General features: G+C 64.1%; 21 protein-coding genes. 12 read left to right on the top strand and 9 right to left on the bottom strand.

The features are described from left to right. Positions 1-21 precede the first annotated feature (21 nt). Both LB523_RS07980 and LB523_RS07975 read left to right on the top strand, forming a co-directional pair. Positions 22-267 carry a type II toxin-antitoxin system Phd/YefM family antitoxin gene (locus LB523_RS07980; RefSeq protein WP_224547359.1) on the top strand — a complete coding sequence of 82 codons (246 nt, stop codon included), beginning with the start codon at positions 22-24 and terminating at the stop codon, positions 265-267. After that, positions 264-710 (top strand): type II toxin-antitoxin system VapC family toxin, encoded by a 447-nt coding sequence (locus tag LB523_RS07975; RefSeq protein WP_224602081.1) that lies wholly within the window; start codon positions 264-266, stop codon positions 708-710. The genes LB523_RS07980 and LB523_RS07975 overlap by 4 nt, the downstream gene beginning before the upstream one ends. A 10-nt stretch (positions 711-720) precedes the next feature. On the opposite strand, the gene LB523_RS07970 is transcribed toward LB523_RS07975, so the two are convergent. Next, positions 721-2,904, bottom strand: a complete 2,184-nt coding sequence (locus LB523_RS07970; RefSeq protein ID WP_224602079.1) for a primosomal protein N' — start codon at positions 2,902-2,904, stop codon at positions 721-723. Between the two features lie 90 nt (positions 2,905-2,994). On the opposite strand from LB523_RS07970, the gene fsa reads away from it, so the two are divergent. Further along, positions 2,995-3,651: a fructose-6-phosphate aldolase gene (gene fsa / locus LB523_RS07965; RefSeq protein ID WP_095769735.1), complete on the top strand. Its 657-nt coding sequence runs from the start codon at positions 2,995-2,997 to the stop codon at positions 3,649-3,651. A 389-nt stretch (positions 3,652-4,040) separates the two neighbouring features. On the opposite strand, the gene lptE is transcribed toward fsa, so the two are convergent. Together lptE and leuS are read right to left on the bottom strand one after the other, a co-directional pair. Further along, positions 4,041-4,622 (bottom strand): LPS assembly lipoprotein LptE, encoded by a 582-nt coding sequence (lptE, locus tag LB523_RS07960; protein ID WP_224602077.1) that lies wholly within the window; start codon positions 4,620-4,622, stop codon positions 4,041-4,043. After that, positions 4,609-7,236 carry a leucine--tRNA ligase gene (leuS, locus tag LB523_RS07955; RefSeq protein WP_224602075.1) on the bottom strand — a complete coding sequence of 876 codons (2,628 nt, stop codon included), beginning with the start codon at positions 7,234-7,236 and terminating at the stop codon, positions 4,609-4,611. Before leuS ends, lptE begins: the two co-directional genes overlap by 14 nt. 288 nt (positions 7,237-7,524) lie before the next feature. Here leuS and LB523_RS07950 point away from each other — a divergent pair, with 288 nt between their 5' ends. The 4 genes from LB523_RS07950 (at position 7,525) to LB523_RS07935 (ending at position 10,108) form a co-directional block, all read left to right on the top strand. After that, positions 7,525-8,187 (top strand): YggS family pyridoxal phosphate-dependent enzyme, encoded by a 663-nt coding sequence (locus tag LB523_RS07950; RefSeq protein ID WP_224602073.1) that lies wholly within the window; start codon positions 7,525-7,527, stop codon positions 8,185-8,187. A gap of 86 nt (positions 8,188-8,273) precedes the next feature. Further along, positions 8,274-8,528 (top strand): type II toxin-antitoxin system Phd/YefM family antitoxin, encoded by a 255-nt coding sequence (locus LB523_RS07945; protein ID WP_095769739.1) that lies wholly within the window; start codon positions 8,274-8,276, stop codon positions 8,526-8,528. Then, complete coding sequence (locus tag LB523_RS07940; RefSeq protein WP_224602071.1) at positions 8,528-8,929, top strand: type II toxin-antitoxin system VapC family toxin; 402 nt, start codon at positions 8,528-8,530, stop codon at positions 8,927-8,929. The genes LB523_RS07945 and LB523_RS07940 overlap by 1 nt, the downstream gene beginning before the upstream one ends. Positions 8,930-9,058: 129 nt before the next feature. Next, entirely contained in the window at positions 9,059-10,108 is a 1,050-nt protein-coding gene (locus LB523_RS07935) for an aldo/keto reductase (protein WP_224547336.1), read from the top strand. Positions 10,109-10,166: 58 nt separating this feature from the next. Here the strand turns inward: LB523_RS07935 and LB523_RS07930 are convergent, their stop codons facing one another. Continuing rightward, positions 10,167-11,072, bottom strand: a complete 906-nt coding sequence (locus LB523_RS07930; RefSeq protein WP_224602410.1) for a LysR family transcriptional regulator — start codon at positions 11,070-11,072, stop codon at positions 10,167-10,169. 77 nt (positions 11,073-11,149) lie between these two features. Between LB523_RS07930 and LB523_RS07925 the strand changes: the two genes are divergently transcribed. Together LB523_RS07925 and LB523_RS07920 are read left to right on the top strand one after the other, a co-directional pair. Further along, complete coding sequence (locus LB523_RS07925) at positions 11,150-12,337, top strand: MFS transporter (RefSeq protein ID WP_224602069.1); 1,188 nt, start codon at positions 11,150-11,152, stop codon at positions 12,335-12,337. Positions 12,338-12,375: 38 nt separating this feature from the next. Further along, positions 12,376-13,410: an aldo/keto reductase gene (locus LB523_RS07920; RefSeq protein WP_224602067.1), complete on the top strand. Its 1,035-nt coding sequence runs from the start codon at positions 12,376-12,378 to the stop codon at positions 13,408-13,410. A gap of 59 nt (positions 13,411-13,469) precedes the next feature. On the opposite strand, the gene LB523_RS07915 is transcribed toward LB523_RS07920, so the two are convergent. Further along, on the bottom strand, positions 13,470-13,742 hold the full coding sequence (locus LB523_RS07915; RefSeq protein WP_095769745.1) for an usg protein: 273 nt from the start codon (positions 13,740-13,742) through the stop codon (positions 13,470-13,472). Positions 13,743-14,044: 302 nt separating this feature from the next. Here LB523_RS07915 and acs point away from each other — a divergent pair, with 302 nt between their 5' ends. Then, positions 14,045-16,000 carry an acetate--CoA ligase gene (gene acs / locus LB523_RS07910; protein ID WP_224602065.1) on the top strand — a complete coding sequence of 652 codons (1,956 nt, stop codon included), beginning with the start codon at positions 14,045-14,047 and terminating at the stop codon, positions 15,998-16,000. Continuing rightward, a complete protein-coding gene (locus LB523_RS07905) occupies positions 16,000-16,767 on the top strand; it encodes an MOSC domain-containing protein (protein WP_224602063.1) in 768 nt (255 codons plus the stop codon). The genes acs and LB523_RS07905 overlap by 1 nt, the downstream gene beginning before the upstream one ends. Before the next feature lie 12 nt (positions 16,768-16,779). Here the strand turns inward: LB523_RS07905 and LB523_RS07900 are convergent, their stop codons facing one another. The 4 genes from LB523_RS07900 to LB523_RS07890 all read right to left on the bottom strand — a co-directional run bounded on the left by LB523_RS07900 (position 16,780) and on the right by LB523_RS07890 (position 21,156). Continuing rightward, entirely contained in the window at positions 16,780-18,048 is a 1,269-nt protein-coding gene (locus LB523_RS07900) for an SAM-dependent methyltransferase (RefSeq protein WP_224547325.1), read from the bottom strand. A gap of 403 nt (positions 18,049-18,451) precedes the next feature. Further along, a complete protein-coding gene (locus LB523_RS29375; RefSeq protein WP_318011951.1) occupies positions 18,452-18,802 on the bottom strand; it encodes a hypothetical protein in 351 nt (116 codons plus the stop codon). 113 nt (positions 18,803-18,915) lie between these two features. Continuing rightward, positions 18,916-19,863, bottom strand: coding sequence for a TadE/TadG family type IV pilus assembly protein (locus LB523_RS07895; RefSeq protein WP_318011950.1), 948 nt, complete (start codon positions 19,861-19,863; stop codon positions 18,916-18,918). A 423-nt stretch (positions 19,864-20,286) separates the two neighbouring features. Continuing rightward, entirely contained in the window at positions 20,287-21,156 is an 870-nt protein-coding gene (locus tag LB523_RS07890; protein ID WP_224602062.1) for a transglutaminase-like domain-containing protein, read from the bottom strand. Between the two features lie 172 nt (positions 21,157-21,328). Between LB523_RS07890 and LB523_RS07885 the strand changes: the two genes are divergently transcribed. After that, entirely contained in the window at positions 21,329-21,994 is a 666-nt protein-coding gene (locus LB523_RS07885; protein WP_224602059.1) for an HAD-IA family hydrolase, read from the top strand. The last annotated feature ends 40 nt before the right edge of the window (positions 21,995-22,034 follow it).

Here is a 22,034-nt window from a genome sequence, read left to right as displayed (position 1 = left end):
GAGACTACAAGAGAGGCAACCTTGAAAACCGTCCAGCTTCGGGAGGCTAAGGCAGGGCTGTCGGCGCTCGTCGAAGCCGCGGGAAACGGTGAGCCTACGACCATCACCAGGCATGGCAAAGCGATTGCCATGGTTGTTCCGATTGATGAGGGGCGAAAGCTTTATCCGCAGGGCAGCCAAAAAGCCTTTATCGACTTCCTGCTTCAGTACCCTGGCGGTATCGAATTTGAGCGAAACGAATCGCCGTCGCGGGACGTCGACCTTTGAGCGGTTACTTACTGGATACGTCGTTCTTATCGGCCTTTGCGCCTGACCGTCCTCCGCTTCCGCCACACGTACTGACCTGGGTCGACGAACAGCGGGAGCGCAGCTCCTGGCACATGTCGTCCATTGTCGTTTTAGAGTTGGAAAAAGGTATCGCGAAACTGAAACGATCGGGTGCAACTTCGAAGGCGGCGCGTATCGGCGACTGGTTCGAACGATTACTGACGGAATTCGACCAGCGCATTCTGCCAGTAGATGTCGCAATCGCCCGAGACGCTGGGAAACTGGAAGACGCCGCAATCGCCAAAGGCTTCAGTCCTGGCTTGGCCGACATAATGATCGCATCGACTGCCCGTTTGAACGGCATGTCCGTCTTAACGGCCAATGTCCGGCATTTCGCGATTCTCGATGTACCTCACCTGAACCCCTTCACCGAGAGCGAGTAATTCCGCAAACTCACAAAAAGCTCTGCGGGTCGATGTCGACCTGCACCCTGACCGAGCCGCGCAGCTTCGGTCCATTCGCCAACATGGCCCGAATAAAGCCTTGCATGTCCGCGCGCCGTTCGCCTTGCACCAGCAGCCGAAAGCGGTGCCGCCCGCCGATCAGCGACAATGGCGCCTCTGCCGGACCGAGCACGAAGAGATCGGTAGCCTGCGGCGCCGCGCGCCTTAACCCCCGTGCATGGCTTTCCGCCTCGCCGCGTGTCGCGGCGCTGACGATGATGCCGGCGAGCCGGCCGAAGGGCGGCAGCGCCGCCCGTTCGCGCTCGGCGATCTCGCGCTCGTAAAACGCTTCCGAATCGCCCGAGACGATCGCCCGCATCACCGGATGGTCCGGCTGGTAGGTCTGCAGGAGGCCGAGGCTCTTCTTGCCGGTGCGGCCGGCGCGGCCCGTCACCTGGCTGAGCAGTTGGAAAGTGCGCTCGGCGGCGCGCGGATCGCCATTGGCCAATCCCAGATCCGCATCGACCACGCCGACCAGCGTCATGCCGGGAAAATTATGACCCTTGGCGACCAGCTGCGTGCCGATCACGATATCGGCCTCGCCATTGGCGACCGCCTCGAGCTCGAGCCTGAGCCGGCGTACGCCGCCCAGAAGATCGGACGACAGCACGATGGTGCGGGCATCGGGGAAATGCCCGACCACTTCCTCGGCGATGCGCTCGACGCCTGGGCCGCATGCCACCAGATGGTCGAGCGTGCCGCATTCCGGACAGGCTTCCGGCCGCCGCTCGTTATGGCCGCAATGATGGCAGACGAGCTGGCCGCGAAAGCGATGCTCGACCAGCCAGGCTGAGCAGACCGGGCAGCCGAAGCGGTGGCCGCAGACGCGGCAGAGCGTCAGCGGCGCATAACCGCGCCTGTTGAGGAAGAGCAGCGACTGCTCTTTCCTCTCCAGCGTGCGCTGCATCTGCTCCAGCAAGACCGGCGACAGGAAGCCGCCGCGCGCCGGCGGGGAGCGCCGCATGTCGATCGACTTGAGGTCGGGAAGCGCTGCCTCGGCGAAACGCGACGACAGCACGGCCCGATCGTAGCGGCCCTGGCTGGCATTGACCCGGCTTTCCACCGAGGGCGTCGCCGAAGCGAGCACGACCGGGAAACCACCGATATGGCCGCGTACCACCGCCATGTCGCGCGCATTATAAAAGACGCGGTCTTCCTGCTTGTAGGCGGGATCGTGCTCCTCGTCGACGACGATCAGGCCGAGTTCCTTGAACGGCAGGAACAGCGCCGAACGCGCGCCGGCGACGACGCGCACGCCGCCCTCCGTGATCTGGCGCCAGACGCGTTCGCGCATCCGCGGCGGCAGGTCGGAATGCCACTCCGCCGGCTTGGCGCCGAACCGGTCCTGGAAACGTTCCAGGAAGGCATGCGTCAGCGCGATTTCCGGCAACAGGATGAGCACCTGCCTGCCATTGTCGAGCGCCGCTGCCACCGCTTCGAAATAGACTTCCGTCTTGCCGGAGCCGGTGACGCCGTCGAGCAGCGTGACGTTGAAGGCATCGGCGGCGACAGCGGCGCGCAGCTTGTCCGCCGCCGCTTTCTGGTCAGGCATCAATTCCGGCATGGCATGGCCGGGATCGGGCGCCGCCACCACCGGACGCGGCGGGATCATCACCGTCTCGAACACGCCCTGTGCCCGCAACCCGTCGATGACGGTCGAGGAGACGCCCGCGGCATGCGCCAGCCCCGAGCGCGTCCAGGCAAGCCCGCCTTCGGCCGTCTCGAGCACGCGCCGCCGCGCGTCGGTCATCCGGTCGGGTCCGGCCAGCGTGCGCTGCAGCCCTTCGATCCACGGCTCCGGGTCGAAAGCCTCGGGAGCTCTGAGCAGCATGCGCGCCACCATGCCGGGGGCAGAGAGCGTGTATTGCGCGATCCAGTCGACGAAGCGGCGCATCGCCCTGTCGATCGGCGGGCAGTCGAACACCTCCTCGATCGGCCGCAATTTCTTCGTATCGACGGTTTCGACGGCGCCGTCCCAGACGATGCCCGCGACCTGGCGCGGCCCGAGCGGCACGCGCACGATCGAGCCCGGCACCACGCGCATGCCGGGCGGCACGGCATAGGTATAGGGCCGTTCGGCGGGCATTGGCACCAGCACGGGCGCGGCTGCGACAAAGGGCGAATCTTCGATCATCGGGCGTGACCTTGCCCCGACTTTGCTCTAGATCAAAGGGGACCCTCGCATGTGCCTGGCGCGCGCCAGGCGATCCCCAAGGAGACAGCCATGAAGTTTTTTGTCGACACCGCTGACATCAAGGAAATTAAGGAGCTGCACGATCTGGGGCTGCTGGACGGCGTCACCACCAACCCGTCGCTGATCCTGAAATCGGGCGGCAAGATTTCCGAAGTCACCAAGCAGATCTGCGACATCGTCGAAGGGCCGGTCTCGGCCGAGGTGGTGGCCACCGAATACAAGGACATGATGGCCGAGGCCGAGGTGTTGGCCAAGATCGCGCCGAACGTGGCCATCAAGGTGCCGCTGACGCTGGACGGCTTGAAGGCCTGCAAGACCATCCGCACCGAAATGAACCGCATGGTCAACGTGACGCTCTGCTTCTCGGCCAACCAGGCGCTGCTCGCCGCGAAGGCCGGCGCCTCCTTCATCTCGCCCTTCGTCGGCCGCATCGACGACACCGGCTCGGACGGCATGGAGCTGATCTCGGAAATCCGCACCATCTACGACAATTACGATTTCAAGACCGAGATCCTGACCGCCTCGGTGCGCACGGTGAACCACGTCAAGCAGGCCGCGCTGATCGGCGCCGATATCGTGACCGCGCCGCCGGCGACGCTGAAGGCGCTGGTCAACCACCCGCTGACCGACAAAGGCCTCGCCGCCTTCCTCGCCGACTGGGCCAAGACCGGCCAGAAGATCGGCTGAGGCCGGAGCAGTTCCAGGAAAAGTGTGTAACGATTTTCCGTCTGGGAATTGCGCAAGGCAAAAAGCAACTGAGTAGCAAAGAAGGCCGGGCAACCGGCCTTTTTTCGTGGCAAAGTCCCTATGCCTTGCCAGGTCACCTGCCTCGGCGATTGGCCGGAACGCCCATCGCGATCGTCATCCACGGGCGGAGCAAGGAGCGAAGAGACGCGCGCAGACCCGAGGATCCATTCCGTGACATACGAGCGTCGCAACGGTGCAGAATTCTGCTCCGCCGCACCTTCAGGCCGAAGTAACGGAATGGATCCTAGGGTCTACGCGACGCCGCTTCGCGGCTGCTCCGCCCTGGGATGACGAAGTTCGGAAGGCTTCAGCCAATCTCCGGCGAGGAACTAGGCCTTTTTGCCGTGCCTGGCCAAATCCTGGGCGATGGAAAGCCGCAGCAGATCGGCAAGCTCACGCGCAGCGCGGTTCTCCGCATCGATCTGCGCACGATAGGCCGCGAATTCCTGGCGCGGCCGGTCGAAGGACGAGGGGATCGAGCGCTTGCCGACGGCAATCACCGTGTTGGTCGCGGTGTCCCTGAGCACGTAGTTGGCGGTCAGCGTGACCGTGCCCGCCGTCGGCTCGTCCTCCTGGGTCTGCACCTGCACGATGGCCGCCGATTCGACGAGCTCGGTGACGCCGAGATCGAGCGTGTAGGCCGGCGAGGCCGGCTCGCCCGAGCCCTGCCCGAAGGCGAAGATCAGATTGTTGCGCACCTGCTGCGCGTAGCGGGTGTTGACCGGCTTGATCGAGATCGAGGCGAGCTCGGCGGATGCGCTGAGCTGCGATCCGGGCGACAGCGGCTGGCTGGAATAGAGCGGCCGCACGGTGCAGGCCGAAACCAGCGCAAGCGCGGCGACCATGCCGCAGACCGCCAGGCGGCCGCGCAGGCGGACCGGTTGTGACTTCACCGGATCAGGCAACGACATTGACGATCCTCTGCGGGACGATGATCACCTTGCGCGGAGCCTTACCTTCCAGTGCTTTTTGCACGAAGTCGAGAGCCAGCACCGCTTTTTCGACGGCACCTTGATCCGCGTCGCGGGCAATTGTCAAATCCCCGCGCTTCTTGCCGTTGACCTGCACCGGCAGCACGATCTCATTGTCGACGACGAGCGCCGGGTCGTAGACCGGCCAGGGCCGCTCGGCGACCATTTCGGCGCCGCCCAGCCCCTGCCAGCATTCCTCCGCCAGATGCGGCATCACCGGCGCGATGATGTGCACCAGGATTTCCACCGCCTCGCGGCAGGCGCCCTTCAGCGCGTCGTCGGCCTTGCCTTCGGCAACGTCGTTGAGCGGCGCGGCCAGCACATTGGCGAGCTCGTAGATGCGGGCGATGGCGCGGTTGAAGCCGAGCTTCTCGATATCCTCGCCGACCGCCTTCAGGATCTTGTGCGCGGCCTTGGAAACCACGCCCGCCTCGCCATCCTTCGCCGCCGCGGGCTTGACGCCGGGCAGAGAGTCGGCCGCGATCTGCACCAGGCGCCAGATGCGCTGCACGAAACGGTGCGCGCCGGCCGCGCCCTCGTCGGTCCATTCGACGTCGCGCTCCGGCGGCGAGTCCGACAGCATGAACCAGCGCGCCGTGTCGGCGCCGTAGCCGTCGGTGATCTCTTCCGGGCTCACCGTGTTCTTCTTGGACTTCGACATCTTCTCCAGCGCGCCGATCGTCGCCTCCTCGCCGGTGGCGATCTCGACGGCACGGCGCTTGCCGCCGACGTCCTCGATCCTGACCTCGCCCGGCGACAGCCAGCGTCCGTTGTTGGACGGGCCGCCGACACGGTAGGTCTCGTGCACCACCATGCCCTGCGTGAACAGCCCCTTGAACGGCTCGGCCAGATTGAGGTGACCGGTCTCGCGCATGGCGCGGGTGAAGAAGCGCGAATAGAGCAGATGCAGGATCGCGTGCTCGATTCCGCCGATATACTGGTCGACGGCCAGCCATTCGTCGGCCGCCTTCGGCTCGGTCGGCTCGTTTGCCCACGGCGCGGTGAAGCGCGCGAAATACCAGGACGAATCGACGAAGGTGTCCATCGTGTCGGTCTCGCGCCGCGCATCGCGGCCGCATTGCGGGCATTTCACATGCCGCCAGGTCGGATGACGGTCGAGCGGGTTGCCCGGGCGGTCGAACTCGATGTTGTCGGGCAGCTTGACCGGCAGGTCGGCCTTCGGCACCGGCACGACGCCGCAGGCCTCGCAATGGATCATCGGGATCGGGCAGCCCCAGTAGCGCTGGCGCGAAATGCCCCAGTCGCGCAGGCGGAAATTCACCTTGCGCTCCGCCATCGGCCGGCCGCCGATGCTTTTCTGCTCCAGGAGCTTCGCCACTTCATCGAACGCCCTCTCGGGCTTCATGCCGTCTAGGAAGCGCGAATTGATCATCACGCCGTCGCCGTCATAGGCCTCCTCGATGATCTGGAAGCTCCCCTGGGTTTCGCCTTCCGGCATCACCACCGGAATCACGGGCAGGCCGTATTTGTTGGCGAAGTCGAGGTCGCGCTGGTCGCCCGACGGGCAGCCGAAAATGGCGCCGGTGCCGTATTCCATCAGCACGAAATTGGCGACATAGACCGGCAGCGTCCAATTCTCGTCGAACGGGTGGACGACGCGGATGCCGGTGTCGAAGCCCTTCTTTTCGGCCGTCTCGAGCGCCGCCACCGAGGTGCCCATGTGGCGGACCTCGTCGATGAACTTCGCCAGCTCGACATTGCTCTCGGCGGCTTTTCTCGCCAGCGGATGGTCGGCGGCGACCGCCATGAAGGAGGCGCCGAAGATGGTGTCCGGCCTTGTCGTGTAGACTTCCAGCTCATGCATATCGCCGACGGGCTTTGCCAGCGGCCAGCGGATCAGCAGCCCTTCCGAGCGGCCGATCCAGTTGTGCTGCATCAGCTTGACCTTTTCCGGCCACTCTTCGAGTCCGTTGAGCGAGTCCAGCAGGTCCTGCGCGAAGTCGGTGATCTTGAAGAACCACTGCGTCAGTTCGCGCTGCTCGACCAGCGCGCCCGAGCGCCAGCCGCGGCCGTCGATGACCTGCTCGTTGGCGAGCACCGTCATGTCCTCCGGGTCCCAGTTGACCTTGGAGGATTTGCGCGTCACCAAGCCCTTCTCGACGAAGTCGAGGAACAGCATCTGCTGGCGGTGGTAATAGTCGACGTCGCAGGTCGCGAACTCGCGTGCCCAGTCGAGCGACAGGCCCATCATCTTGAGCTGCTCACGCATGACCGCGATGTTTTCGTAGGTCCAGTCCTTGGGATGAACCTTGTTCTGCATGGCGGCGTTTTCGGCCGGCATGCCGAACGCGTCCCAGCCCATCGGGTGCAGCACGTTGAAACCCTTGGCGCGCTTATAGCGCGCCACCACGTCGCCCATCGTGTAGTTGCGGGTGTGGCCGATATGGATCTTGCCCGATGGATAGGGGAACATCTCGAGCACGTAGTATTTCGGCTTCGGATCGTCGTTGCGGGCCTCGAACAGCTTCTTTTCGGCCCAGGCCTTCTGCCATTTGGGCTCTGACGTGCGCGGATTGTATCGTTCGGTTGCCATCGGATGTTTTTCACTTAAAAGCAGGTGCACGGTGCTGGATTAAGGCGTGTCGATATTCAGGTCAGGCCGAGCCGAAAATGGCGGGTTCCGAGAACCGGAGCGAAGCGTACTTAAGTACGTGAGCACCGGAAGCGCAGGAAACCGGCATTTGCAGGCCGGCATCACCTGAATATCGACACGCCTGGGCCGGCAGCCGAGACAATGTCGTCGCGGTGTTCACCATGGATTGCCGGACCCGTCAACTGCGGCGAGCCGGCCGACCATGAAAACTATAGGCAGGATAGTGGCATGACGAACGCCGTAGAGCAGCTTCACGCGGTCAGGGCGAAGATCGCGAACGCCGAGCGCGAGGCGAAGCGAGCGCCCGGCGCCGTCACGCTTGTGGCGGTGTCGAAGACCTTCGCGGCCGAGGACATCCGCCCCGTCATCGAGGCAGGCCAGCGCGTCTTCGGCGAGAACCGCGTGCAGGAAGCGCAAGGCAAATGGCCGGCGCTGAAGGCGGCATTTGCCGATATCGAGCTGCACCTGATTGGCCCGCTGCAATCCAACAAGGCCAAGGAAGCGGTGGCGCTTTTCGATATCATCGAGACGGTCGACCGTGAGAAGATCGCCGCCGAGCTTTCAAAAGAAATGGCCCGGCAGGGCCGGGCGCCGAAACTCTATGTCCAGGTCAACACCGGCTCCGAGCCGCAAAAGGCCGGCATCGAGCCGCGCGAGGCGGTCGCCTTCGTCAAACGCTGCCGCGAGATGCATGGTCTCGCCATCGAAGGCCTGATGTGCATCCCGCCGGCCGATGAGAACCCCGGCCCGCATTTCGCGCTGCTGGAAAAGCTCGCCCGCGAGGCCGGTGTCGCGAAGCTCTCGATGGGCATGTCCGGCGACTACGAGACCGCCATCGCCTTCGGCGCGACCAGCGTCAGGGTCGGGTCGGCAATCTTCGGCAACCGGTGACGCCGTCACCCGCTATCTTTCCGTGGGGTTGATTGATGATCCGCTGCCGCCACGCTATATCTAGCCAAGCTAGCTAGGAGCTGCGGATGAACTGGCATCTTCAGGACGCGAAGAACAATTTTTCAAAAGTGGTCCAGCGCGCGCGAACCGAGGGGCCGCAGACAGTGACGCTTCGCGGCGAACGGGCTGCGGTCGTGCTGTCCGCCGAGGACTACGACCGCTTGGCCGGGAAGAAGAAATCGCTCGCCGAATATCTTCTGACCGGCCCCGGCTGGGACGATGAGTTTCATAAGGAAATCACCCGCCGCTCGGATACGATGATCCGGGACGTCGACCTCTGATGTATCTGCTCGATACGAACGTTGTTTCAGACGTGCAAAGGCGGCTGCCGAAACCAACCGCCTGGCTGGCTTCGGTTGATCCGACCTCGATCAGTCTCAGTGTGATCACCATTGGTGAGATCGAACGTGGGATCGTCAAGCAGCGCAAGACCGACCCCGACAGGGCAGCGCGGCTTGACGTCTGGCTGCGGGAACTGCGCCGAGACAATGCGGACCGCATCCTGGCGATCACGGAAGAGGTCGCCCTCGCGTGGGGCCGCATCACGGCCGGACGTACGCGAGGGAACGCCGACACCCTCATTGCGGCAACCGCCCTCGTGTACGACCTGATCCTGGTCACTCGAAACGTGGCCGACTTCGAAGGCATGGGCGTGACGGTCGTCAATCCCTGGGAAGTCTGACGTTTCAAGATCCGCTGATTGGCAACTTCACATCAAGTTGACCACCGCGCTTGCGCCAGAACTTGAAACGAAACGGACCGTTCCTATTTTGCTTGGTGCACATTCGCTCCTTTCTCGGGGAATCTCACCATGCGTTATAATCAGCTCGGCAACACCGGCCTGTTCGTATCCGAACTCTGCCTCGGCACCATGACATTCGGCGCCGCCGGCGAGAATGCCCAATGGGGCCTGATCGCCAGTCTCGACCAGAAGGGCGTCAACGAGATCGTCGGCCGCTCGATCGCCGCCGGCGTCAATTTCTTCGACACCGCGGATGTCTATTCCTTCGGCCAGTCCGAGCAGCTGCTGGGACAGTCGCTCAAGGATCTCGGCGTGAAACGTTCGGACGTTATCATCGCCACCAAGGTGCATGGCGCCATGGGCAACGGGCCGAACGAGCGCGGCTCCTCGCGCGGTCACATCATGGATTCGGTCGACGGCAGCCTTAAGCGGCTGCAGCTCGACCATATTGATCTATACCAGCTGCACGGCACCGACACGGTCACGCCGATCGACGAGACGTTGCGCGCGCTCGACGACCTCGTCGCCAGCGGCAAGGTCCGTTACGTCGGCGTCTCCAACTGGCAGGCCTGGCGCATCGCCAAGGCGCTGGGCATCGCGGAGCGCAAAGGTTATGCCCGCTTCGAGACTATCCAATCCTACTACTCGATCGCCGGCCGCGATCTCGAGCGTGAGATCGTGCCGCTGATCAACGAGGAAAAGCTCGGCCTGATGGTCTGGTCGCCGATGGCCGGCGGCCTGCTTTCCGGCAAATACGGCCCCGGAGCACCCGGCAATGGCGAGGGCCGGCGCGCTTCCTTCAATTTCCCGCCGGTCAATGAGGACCGCGCCTGGGCGGCGGTTGCGGTCATGCGCGAGGTCGCCAGAAAGCACGATGTCAGCGTCGCCACGGTGGCGTTGGGCTATGTGCTGGCCAAGCCTTTTGTGATGAGCGTCCTCATCGGCGCCAGCCGCATGGACCAGCTTGAGCAGAACCTCGCCGCAACCGGCTTGAAGCTCGACGCCGACGACCTCGCCAGGCTCGACGAGGTAAGCGCACTGCCTGCCGAGTATCCCGGCTGGATGCTGGAGCGGCAAGGCGCCGGCCGGCGTCCCGCGCCGTTCGTGCCGAAGGCGTAATTCCGCTCGGGCAGACAGGTCGGAGCCGCGTGCCATTGGCGCGCGGCTCTTTCCTCATTCAGAGACGAACGGTTTCCGCGAGAAAATCGAGGAACGCTCGGACGCGGGCCGGCAGATGCTTGCCCTGACCGACATAGACGGCATGCGTCGGCTCCTCGTCGCCGGGATTGAACTCTTCCAGCAACGGCACGAGCAGCCCAGCGGCGATATCGGGTTCAACATGCCAGCGCGCCAGCCGGGCTATGCCGGCCCCTGCCAGCGTCGTTCGCCGCATCGCTTCGCCGTCGGTCAGCGACATGTTTCCGACAATCGGCATGATGATCGATTTGCCTGTCGCATCGACAAACGGCCAGCCCTCTATGTGCCTGGCGAAGCCGAAGGCCAGCATGTTGTGGCGAGCGAGGTCGGACAATGCGCGTGGCCTGCCGCGCGCTGCAAGATACGCAGGCGACGCGACCAGGACCATCCGGCTCTGGCCGAGCTTGCGCGCAACCAGGCGTGACTCGCGCAGCGGCCCGGCGCGGATGGCGACATCGGCGCGCTCTTCCAGAAGGTCGATGACACTGTCGGTCAGCACGGCTTCGACGAAAATCTCGGGATAATTTTCCAGGAAGCGCGGCAAGAGCGGCATCAGCCGGTGCTGGCCGAACGGCACATAGGAGTTGACCCTCAGCCTGCCGCGCGGCGCCGCGCCCGCCGCCGCTTCGCGCTCGGCCGCGTCGAGATCGGCGAGGATGCGCAGGCCGCTGCCATGGAAGGCAGCCCCTTCCGGCGTCAGCTGCAGCTTGCGCGTCGAGCGGCTGATCAGCCGCGCGCCAAGCCGCGCCTCCAGCCGCGCGATCAGCTTGCTCACGGCCGACGGCGTCATGCGCAGCGCCCGCGCCGCGGCCGAGAAGCTGCCCGCCTCGACGACGCGGACGAACACTTCGACCTCGCCGGAGCGGTTGATGTCCGGTCTCGCCATTCGTGAATGGCGGATCACGATCTTGCGTGTCGGGGCGCGGGCCTGAGCGTCCTTCAGCACCAAATGGACCATCGCCAATGCCTCTTGCTCTTTATGCCCTCACCGCCGGCGCCTTCGGCATCGGCGTCACCGAATTCGTCATCATGGGCCTGCTGCTCGATGTCAGCGCCGATCTCGGCGTCTCGATCTCGGCCGCGGGCCTGCTCATCTCCGGCTATGCGCTGGGCGTCGTCGTCGGCGCGCCGCTGCTTGGCGCCTTGACCGGACGCCTGCCGCGCAAGACCCTGCTGCTTGCCCTGATGGTGGTCTTCACCGTCGGCAACCTCGCTTGCGCGCTGGCGCCCGACTACTGGACGCTGATGGCGGCCCGTGTGCTCACCGCCTTCGCCCATGCCTCCTTCTTCGGTGTCGGCTCCGTCGTGGCCACCAGCCTTGTCGCGCCCAACCGTAAGGCCTCGGCCATCGCGCTGATGTTCACCGGCCTTACCGTCGCCAACATCCTCGGCGTGCCCTTCGGCACCTGGCTTGGCCAAGCCTATGGCTGGCGTTCGAGCTTCCTGGCCGTCACGCTTATCGGCGTCATCGCCTTTGCCGTGATCGCGCTGCTGGTGCCGCGCGACGAGCCTACCGCCACGGAGGAAGAGGAGACCTCCGAAGGCACGCTCGCCGTGCTCGGCCGCCGGCCGGTGCTGCTCGGCTTGTTGACCACGGTGCTGAGTTGGGTCGGCGTCTTTGCGGCCTTCACCTATCTGGCGCCCATCCTCACCCGCGTCACCGGCTTTTCCGAGGCAGCCGTGTCGCCGATCCTGCTGGTTTTCGGCGGTGGCCTGGTGGCGGGCAATCTGCTTGGCGGGCGCCTTGCCGACCGCCATCTGGTGCCGACGGTTATCGGCACGCTGGTCGCACTTTCGGCGATGCTGTTCGTCATGGCCGCGGCGATCCACCAGCCGGTGGCAGCGATTGTCGCCGTCGGTCTGCTCGGTGCCGCCGCCTTCGCCACCGTCGCGCCGCTGCAGATGTGGGTGCTGGAGAAGGCCGAGGGCGCCGGCCAGGGCCTGGCCTCCTCCTTCAACATCGCCGCCTTCAATCTCGGCAACGCCATCGGCGCCTGGCTTGGCGGCTTCGTCATCGACCACGGCCCCGGCCTCGGCGCCGTCCCCCTTGTGGCCGGCTTAGTGCCGCTCGCCGCGCTCGGCGTCGTGTTCATGGCGCTGCGTCTCGAACGCGGCCGGGCGATCGGCAGGCCGGTCACCGCGCAGTGCTGAGCGCTGACTCCCTTCGACATCCAATCAGGAGAAAAAACATGGATTATCGACCTCTCGGCGCCTCCGGCCTGAAAGTGCCCGCCCTTTCCTTCGGCGCCGGAACTTTTGGTGGCTCCGGCCCGCTGTTCGGCCATTGGGGCAACAGCGACGCGAAGGAAGCGCGCCGCCTGGTCGACATCTGCCTGGAGGCGGGCGTCAACCTCTTCGACACGGCTGATCTCTATTCGAACGGCGCTTCGGAGGAGGTGCTGGGCGAGGCCATCAAGGGCCGCCGCGACGCGGTGCTGATCTCGACCAAGACGTCCCTGCCGATGGGCGATGGCCCGGCCGACTGGGGCTCGTCCCGCTCGCGCCTGATTCGCTCCGTCGACGCGGCGCTGAAGCGCCTCGGCACCGATTATATCGACTTGCTTCAGCTCCACGCCTTCGACGCCTCGACGCCGATCGAGGAGGTGCTGTCGACGCTGGATCACCTCGTGCGCTCCGGCAAGCTGCGCTATGTCGGCGTCTCCAATTTCTCCGGCTGGCAGGTGATGAAATCGCTCGGCCTGGCGGAAAAGCACGGCTATCCGCGCTATGTCGCGCATCAGGTTTATTATTCGCTGGTCGGGCGCGACTATGAATGGGAGCTGATGCCGCTCGGCCTCGACCAGGGCGTCGGCGCCTTGGTATGGAGCCCGCTCGGCTGGGGCCGGCTCACCGGCAAGATCCGCCGCGGAAAACCCTTGCCGGAGAAGAGCCGGCTGCACGGCACCGCCGATTTCGGCCCGCCGGTCGAGGACGAGCAGCTTTTCAAGGTGATCGATGCGCTGGAAGCGGTCGCCGCCGAGGCCGGCAAGACCGTGCCGCAGGTCGCCATCAACTGGCTCCTGCAGCGGCCGACCGTGTCATCGGTGATCATCGGCGCGCGCAACGAGGAGCAGCTGCGCCAGAATCTCGGCGCCGTCGGTTGGGCGTTGACGCCGACGCAGATCAGGGCGCTCGATGAAGCAAGCGCGGTGACGGCGCCTTATCCGTACTTCCCCTATCGCCGCCAGGAAGGCTTCGCCCGGCTGAACCCGCCGGCGGTGTGAAGCCAGCGCTGAAACTGCCAATCTCCCCCCTTGCGGGGGAGATCAGCTGTACCACCGCCTCAGTGCACCCGAAACTCCCCATCCACCTTCCGCCACTCGTTCGGCGCGATCAGCTTCTGATGCGTGTAGGTGACCGAATGCAGCGGGCCGTCGAGCTTGGTCTTCCAGAACTCGATGAAGCGGATCAGCACCGGGAATTCCGGAGCTAGGTCATAGTCCTGCCAGACATAGCTTTGCAGCAGGTGCGGGTGATCGGGGTAATGATAAAGGATCTTAGCCGTAGTCAGCCCGTATCCCCTGAGCATCAGATCCATTTCGGAATTGTCGCGCATTGCGTTTCCTTGGTTGATTCTCCTTCCTCCCAACGCTGAATTGTGCCCACGGTTGCTTAACTGTCTATGGATTTCTTCGAGACTCTGCAAAATTTTTGTCGTTAAAACAGGCGGTTAGCAGCCGCGAAGCGAGAGTGCTAATGGCTGGTCGAACTGCCCCTGCGTCATCCCGCCACGCGAATCCAACGTCTAATGTTGCCGTCACCGCGGAACTGTTAATAATGCCCGCGAATTCGCGGCCGCTTCGCTGCGATGCCGCCGGCGGCGCAAGCCGGTGGATGGTTTGGGAGGAAAGCAAAGAAATGTCCGATGTGCATGTCCACCGCGTCCAGCCGGCGTGGAAGAAGAACGCGTTGATCGACAACGACACCTATCTCAAATGGTATGCCGACAGCGTGAAAAATCCGGATAAGTTCTGGGGCAAGCACGGCAAGCGCATCGATTGGTTCAAGCCCTTCACCAAGGTCAAGAACACCTCCTTCGACGGCAAGGTCTCGATCAAGTGGTTCGAGGACGGCCAGACCAACGTTTCCTACAATTGCATCGACCGGCATTTGAAGAAGCGCGGCGACCAGACCGCCATCATCTGGGAAGGCGACAACCCCTATGACGACCGCAAGGTCACCTATAACGAGCTCTACGCGCATGTCTGCCGCTTCGCCAACGTGCTGAAGAAGCATGGCGTCAAGAAGGGCGACCGCGTCACCATCTACATGCCGATGATTCCGGAAGCGGCCTATGCCATGCTCGCCTGCACGCGTATCGGCGCGATCCATTCGGTCGTGTTCGGCGGCTTCTCGCCCGATGCGCTGGCCGGCCGTATCGACGACTGTAAATCGACCATCGTGATCACCGCTGACGAGGGCCTGCGCGGCGGCAAGCCGATCCCGCTCAAGGACAACACCGACAAGGCGATCGACATCGCCGCCAAGGCCGGCACCAAGGTCGAGAAGGTCGTGGTGGTGCGCCGCACCGGCGGCAAGACCGGCTGGGTACCGGGACGCGACGTCTGGTACCACGAGGAGGCGCAGACCGTTAAGACCGACTGCAAGCCGGAGAAGATGAAGGCGGAAGACCCGCTTTTCATCCTCTACACCTCCGGCTCGACCGGCAAGCCGAAGGGCGTGCTGCACACCACCGCCGGCTATCTCGTCTATGTCTCGATGACGCACCAATATGTCTTCGACTACCATGATGGAGACATCTACTGGTGCACGGCCGATGTCGGCTGGGTCACCGGCCACAGCTACATCGTCTACGGGCCTTTGGCCAATGGCGCCACGACGCTGATGTTCGAGGGCGTGCCGAACTATCCCTCGCAGTCGCGCTTTTGGGAGGTGATCGACAAGCACCAGGTCAACATCTTTTACACCGCGCCGACGGCGCTGCGCGCGCTGATGGGCGCCGGCGACAGCCATGTGAAGAAGACCTCGCGCAAGTCGCTGCGCGTGCTGGGTTCGGTCGGCGAGCCGATCAATCCGGAAGCCTGGGAGTGGTATTACAACGTCGTCGGCAACGCCAAGGTGCCGATCGTCGACACCTGGTGGCAGACCGAGACCGGCGGCATCATGATCACGCCGCTGCCCGGCGCCACCGACCTCAAGGCGGGTTCCGCCACGCGGCCCTTCTTCGGCGTCCAGCCGCAGCTGGTCGACGGCGAAGGCAAGGTGCTGGACGGCGCCACCGACGGCAATCTCTGCATCGCCGATTCATGGCCGGGCCAGATGCGCACCGTGTATGGCGACCACGACCGTTTCGTGCAGACCTATTTCTCGACCTACAAGGGCAAATACTTCACTGGCGACGGCTGCCGGCGCGACGCCGACGGCTATTACTGGATCACCGGCCGGGTCGACGACGTCATCAACGTTTCCGGCCACCGCATGGGCACGGCCGAGGTGGAATCGGCGCTGGTCAGCCATGAAAAGGTGTCGGAAGCCGCCGTCGTCGGCTACCCGCACGACATCAAGGGCCAGGGCATCTACTGCTATGTCACGCTGATGGCCGGCACCCAATCGAGCGAGGAATTGCGCAAGGAGCTGGTCGCGCATGTCCGCAAGGAGATCGGCGCCATCGCCACGCCCGACAAGATCCAGTTCGCGCCGGGCCTGCCGAAGACCCGTTCAGGCAAGATCATGCGGCGCATCCTGCGCAAGATCGCCGAAGACGATTTCGGCGCGCTCGGCGACACCTCGACGCTGGCCGATCCGGCCGTGGTCGACGATCTCGTCGCCAACCGGCAGAACAAGAAGGGCTGATGACCGGCAAGGCAATCCTCGGCACGGTCAGCCAGCTCTGGCGCTATCCGGCGAGCTCGCTCGCCGGCGAGCGGCGTGAGGCCATCTCCGTCGGGCTGAAGACCGTCGACGGCGACCGGCTGTTCGGACTGGTTGATGCTTCCGACGGCGAGATCGCCAGGCCCGACCGCGAGGCCAAGTGGCACAAGGTGCCGCTGATTCGCACCCGGCTGAGCGAGGCCCCGATGAACAAGGAATGGCGGCTCGAAGTGGCGGTGCCCGGCGGCGAATGGCTGCCGGCGCCGGATCCTGAAAGCGACCGCACGGTATCGGCCTTTCTCGGCTTCAAGGCCTCAATCCGGCCGTTCGGCGCGCAGAACGCGACGCCCGGCTACACCGGCCCGTTGACCGAGGCCCGCTATGCCAAGGCGCCGATCCATCTGCTCACCACCGCCTCGCTGGCCAGACTGAAGGCGCTGCATCCCGAAGGCGTGCCCGATCCGCGCCGCTTCCGGCCCAACATCGTCGTCGAGATGGACCCGGTCGAAGGCGCCTTTCCGGAGACGCAATGGATCGGCAGGAAGCTCGCGGTCGGCGATCTGCTGCTCACCGTCTCCGAACCCTGCCGCCGCTGCGGCTTCACCATCATCGCCCAGGACGGCTTCGACACCGACCCCGGCATCCTGCGCAATTTGGTACGCCACAACGCTCACAATCTCGGTGTCTACTGCACGGTCGACCGGCCCGCGCGGATCGAGCTCGGCGCGCCGATGCGCTTGATGGACTGAAGCGGGTCGGGTCTACCGGTACAAATCCGCCCGTGTCGGCGGCAGGCCGCTCGGGCCGCGGGCGCGCCTGGTGGCGACGGTCTGGAAAATCTGCGCCGAGGCGCGCTCGAAGGTGATCGAGCAACCCGTCAGATAGAGCAGCCACAGCCGCGCCTTGGGCTCGCCGACCTCGGCGACCGCCTCGTCGAAGCGTGCACTGAGGCGCTCCGCCCACAGGCGGCAGGTTTGCGCATAATGCTCGCGCAAGTTTTCCACGTCATAGACCAGGAAGCCGTGCGCCTCGAGATTGCCGAGCGTCATGCCGATCGTGTCGAGCTCGCCGCCGGGAAAGATGTATTTGATCAGGGCCTTGTATTCCGGCCCCTTGCGCAGGGTCTTCTTCAGGTCGCCCTTGCTGCGCCGGGTGATGGCGTGGTGCAGATAGATGCCGCCGGGTTTCAGCAGGCGATGGACAGTCGAGAAATAGGCAGCGTGGTTGGCGATCCCTAAATGCTCGAACATGCCGATCGACGAGATCTTGTCGAAGCTGCCGGAGAGCTCGGCATAGGACTTTATCTCGATGGTGATGCGGTCCTGAAGCCCCTCGGCGCGAATGCGCTCGCGGGCAAGCTCCGTCTGGGCTTGCGAAAGCGAGACGCCGTGACCGACGACGCCGTAATGCTTCGCCGCATGGATCAGCATCGCGCCCCAGCCGCAGCCGATGTCGAGCAACGTTTCGCCCGGCTTGAGCCTGAGCTTGCGGCAGATATGGTCGAGCTTGTCGATCTGCGCCTGGTCGATGCCGTTGGCGAAATCCCTGAAATAACCGCAGCTGTAGACCATGCGCTCGTCGAGGAAGAGCCGATAGAAGGCGTTCGAAATGTCGTAATGGTGCTGGATCGCCTCCTTGTTCGACCCGCTGACATAAGGGTTGCGGCCGGAAAGATCGCTGCGCGCCGTCATTTGTTTGCGCGAGAAAAGCACCGCCGGCAGGTCGCGCAAAATCGCCAGCTTCGGCAGCGATCTGAGCTTCGTCTTGAGCTTGCCTTGCGAAGGCAGCGCGTAGAAATCGAACAGCGTGCCGTCTTCGATGTCGATGGTCTTGGAAATCCACATCTCGACCAGCGTCGAGAAGCGCGGCCGGCGCAGCAATTGCCAGACGATATCCTGGTCGTTGATGGTGAGCACCGGACCGCCGGCGGGACCGATGCGCTCGCCGGTCCAGAGCTTGACCGCGAAACCCGGTTTCAGCGTCTCGACGACCGTTCGTGCGATCCGCGCGGCTTTGTCGGCGGCGTCCATTCTCACCTCCCGATGCGTCGAATGCGGGCCCTCCCGGGCGCCACTGTCATCCAACTGGCCTGCGTAGCGCAATCCCGATCTGTTGCCCAAAAACACCGCGGGCAGGGATTTCCCGCCTGCCATTCCGTTGCGGCACCTTGCCATTTGCCGCGACGCACCCCATCATCTGTGTGTGTTCAACGAACTGAAAGGAGGTGATCCGATGTCGAGTGATTTCGTTTTCCATAACGTGAGCTCAGCGGATTGCACTTTCGGGAAGCAGTCTTCCCGTTAAGGCGCGAGACGCGCGGCAGGTAGCCCGATGGGGTTGCCGCCGGAAGCCGCGTCATGGACGGAAACACGGAAGGCCGCCGGCTTCGTCAAGAAGCGGCGGCCTTTTCCTTTTTGGGGTCGGCGCTGCAGTTCAGCGGCTGATTGTAAGCTTTTCGATATTACGGCTGATTTCGCCGAAGGCCTGTTTCAATTCGGCGCCGTTGGCGGCCTCGTAGTAATGCTTGAGCGACGAGGTGTCGTCAGTCGCGCAGTTCTTCAACAGGGACTTGGCCTGATCGCGTTCGGTCGCGGACATAGCCGGGTCGTTGAGATCGAAGCCGATGGTGAATATCTCGATGCTGTCGCGTTTCATGTTATCGCAGATGGCTTCGGCATTGGCGCGCGACTTTTGACCTTGATCCTGCGACCGCGACGCGCCGCGTCCGCCGGCAAAGGCGGTGTTGAACTGGCCGTCCGTCATCAGAATGGCGATCTTGGCCACCCTGTTCCGATCGAAGTTGGCCGGGCCGGCACCCAGGCGGGCGCTCGAGATTGCCGTGCGCCAGGATGGCGAGAGCATGTAGTAGCCCCATTGCGCGGCAATGCCGCCTGCGGTCACGCCCCCAGCCTGAAATGATCGATCGCCGTCAGCAGCTTGTCCTCATCAGCAGTCAGCGGAACCAGGGCAGCCGTAGGGCATAGCGTCATGCGGTAGTCGCGGTTGACTTTGGCCAGATAGATCTTGCGCTGGTTGTCCCGGCGTTGCGTGTAGGGCCCGTCCGATGAATAATCGGCGTAGCCGTCCTTGTCCTTGCGCTCGGTTGCGCAATGATCGGAGACCGTAGTGGAAACCGCTACCGGGGCATCGATCGGCGGCGGCACTTTCGGCCCCGTCTCGGTCTCGACGAAGACGGTATCGGCCAGGCCGCCGGTGTTGACGGCTTCGGCGTAGGGTATGATCGATACCCGAATCCGGGGATCGTTGGGATCCCGGTTTTGATCCAGGAGATCCTTTACCGTCTGTGATGCGGCTGCCTGCAGGTCGCCGATCTTGTTGGTCTTGGTGCGCCAGTCGGGCCTCATCGAACCGGTGACGTCGAGCATCATCGCCACCTCGACGGTCTTGTCGGAATAAAGCGCCGAGGTCGAGGCGGTCACGCGGCGCATGGTGCTGGTGCTGAACAGCGGAAAATAGAGGCCGACATCGACATGCGCATCCGCCTGTACGGTGTTGGCCGTCCTGTTGACCGTAAGCCTGTCGAGCACGATCTGGTTGGCCTGCAAGATGCCGGCCGTGCTGTTGGCGTCGAGAAACGCCTGCACCGTTTTGTTGGCATCGGTTTCCGTGATGACGCCGAGGGTGAGATCGCGGGCCGTCGAGGTCACGGCGGCGTCGACGACGCCCTGCAGGCTCGATCTCGCATTGTAGAGTTGCGAGATGTTGACCGCGAATCCCACCCCCAGCGCGAGGACCGATGCGGCAGCTCCGAACAGTACCGCGAAATTGCCTTCGCGGTTGCGGGCAAAGCCGTCCACCCCACGGACACCTCTGAACTGCCGCATCCCTTCCGCCTCCACTGTCCGCGGCACCGTGCCGCTCGGCAGAGGCGTTGCAGGATTTCGGCCAGAAGCCGCCGTAAGGCGATTAACAAGAGGTTAATCCGTTGTTTTTGCTGACTTTCGGCAAATCTGAAGGTGAACCGGAAGTAAACGAAAATGCCTTGGAAACGCGACCTTCATGAAGCGCTTACCATAGTCTTGAAGACTGTCGCGGTCGTTCTCTCTTCGGCACAATCGAACTGTGCCGAAGCGGGTCAGCGGCTCCGGTGAAACATGGCGCAGCGCAGGGTCTGTTGAGATTCGGGTCAGCCGAGTCGAGAAGGGCGGCTTCCGAGAACCGGAGCGGAGCGTGCTTAAAGTACGTGAGCACCGGAAGCGCAGGAGGCCGTCCTTCGCAGGCCGGCCTCACCTGAATATCGACAGAACCTACCCCAGCATCTGCGCGCTGGCCGTCCGATCGACGCCGTGATGCGGGGGATTGAAGCGGTTGCCTTCCTGCTCGTAGGTCCAGACCTTGAACAGGCTGAGCCGGTGCGGGCCGAAACTGTGCAGCAGCGGCACGTCGGTGGCGTCGCGGCCGCGCGCGATGACGACGCGGCCGATGCGGGGCCGGTTGTGGCGCGGATCGAACGTGTACCATTTGCCGTCGAGGTAGACTTCCATCCAGGCCGAGAAATCCATCGGCGCCGGGTCGGCCGGCACGCCGATATCGCCGAGATAGCCGTTCACATAGCGCGCCGGAATGTTCATGCATCGGCAAAGCGCGATCGCCAGATGCGCGAAATCGCGGCACACCCCGACACGCTCCTCATGCGCCTGGGCCGCCGTGCGTGTGGCGCGCGCATAGCCGTAGCCGAAGGAAAGCCGGCTGTTTACATAATCGACGATCGCCTGGACGCGTGCCCAGCCGGGCGGCAGCTGGCCGAAAAGCTGCCAGGCGGTGTCGCTGAGATGGTCGGTCTCGCAATAGCGGCTGCCGAGCAGATAGACCAGCACATCGTCCGGCAGTTCCGCGACCGGCGTTTCGTACGCCAGCGTGTTCACCTCGTCGGTCTCGCCGCTGTCCTCGACCGCCGCGTCATAGAGGATGCGGAAGTTGCCTGCCGGCGCCGTGAAACGACGGCAGATATTGCCGTGGCGGTCGCGATAGGTCCGGGTCGGCACCGAGGGCGAGGTCAGAAGCCGCGTCTGCCGCTTGATGTCGGCATGGCGATCCGGATGGATGTCGAGAAGCGAGATGATCGGCGTCACGGCCGCGCATTCGATGGCGATTTCATAGCCGAGCCGGATCAGCATCGCATTCCCCCCTTGATGATTTTGGAAAGACTGCCCGTTCAACGCCGCGGGCTGGAGCTTGTTCCCGTGCCGGGATGAAATGGTGGGCCTCTCGCCTTCTCAGGCGGTGCCGGCCGGTCTAAACTGGGCTTTGCGTTTCGCCCCTCCCGAAAACGATTCTCCAGGACATTCGATGTTTGCAGGCTCAAAATTCGCCGCCTTCCTGTTCGACATGGACGGCACGGTGCTCAACTCGATCGCTGCGGCAGAACGGGTGTGGGCAAAATGGGCGGAGCGTCACGGCCTCGACGTGGCGAGCTTCCTGCCCACGATCCATGGCAAGCGCGCGATCGAGACGATCGCGGGACTGAAGCTGCCGGGCGTCGACGCCGTCGCCGAAGCCGATGCGCTGCTCAAGGCCGAGGCGGAGGACCTCGAAGGCATCGTCCCGATTCCTGGTGCCATCGCGTTTCTGCAATCGCTGCCGCCGGAGCGCTGGGCGATCGTCACCTCGGCGCCGCGCGAGCTGGCGCTGCTGCGCATCGAGGCGGCCGGTATTCCGGTTCCCGCCATGATGGTCACGGCGGAAGATGTCACTCATGGCAAGCCGGCGCCGGACTGCTTCCTGCTGGCGGCAAGCCGTCTCGGCGTCGAGGCGCGCGACTGCCTGGTCTTCGAGGATGCGCCGGCGGGCATCGCGGCAGGCGAGGCCTCCGGCGCGTCGGTGGTGGTGATCAGCGCCACGCATGTCCACCCGCTGGTCACGCCGCACCCGACAATCCGTTCCTATGACGAAATCGGCATTGTGGTCGACGATACCGGTTTTATCGCGTTGTCGCCGACACGGGCTGCGGCCTAGTAGCTCGTACAGGGACTTTGACGGATTGCAGGCTGTCAGC

The sequence above is a fragment of the Mesorhizobium sp. ESP-6-4 genome (assembly GCF_020164735.1).
GTDB lineage: Bacteria > Pseudomonadota > Alphaproteobacteria > Rhizobiales > Rhizobiaceae > Mesorhizobium.
This window is presented reverse-complemented; position numbering and strand designations above follow the sequence as displayed.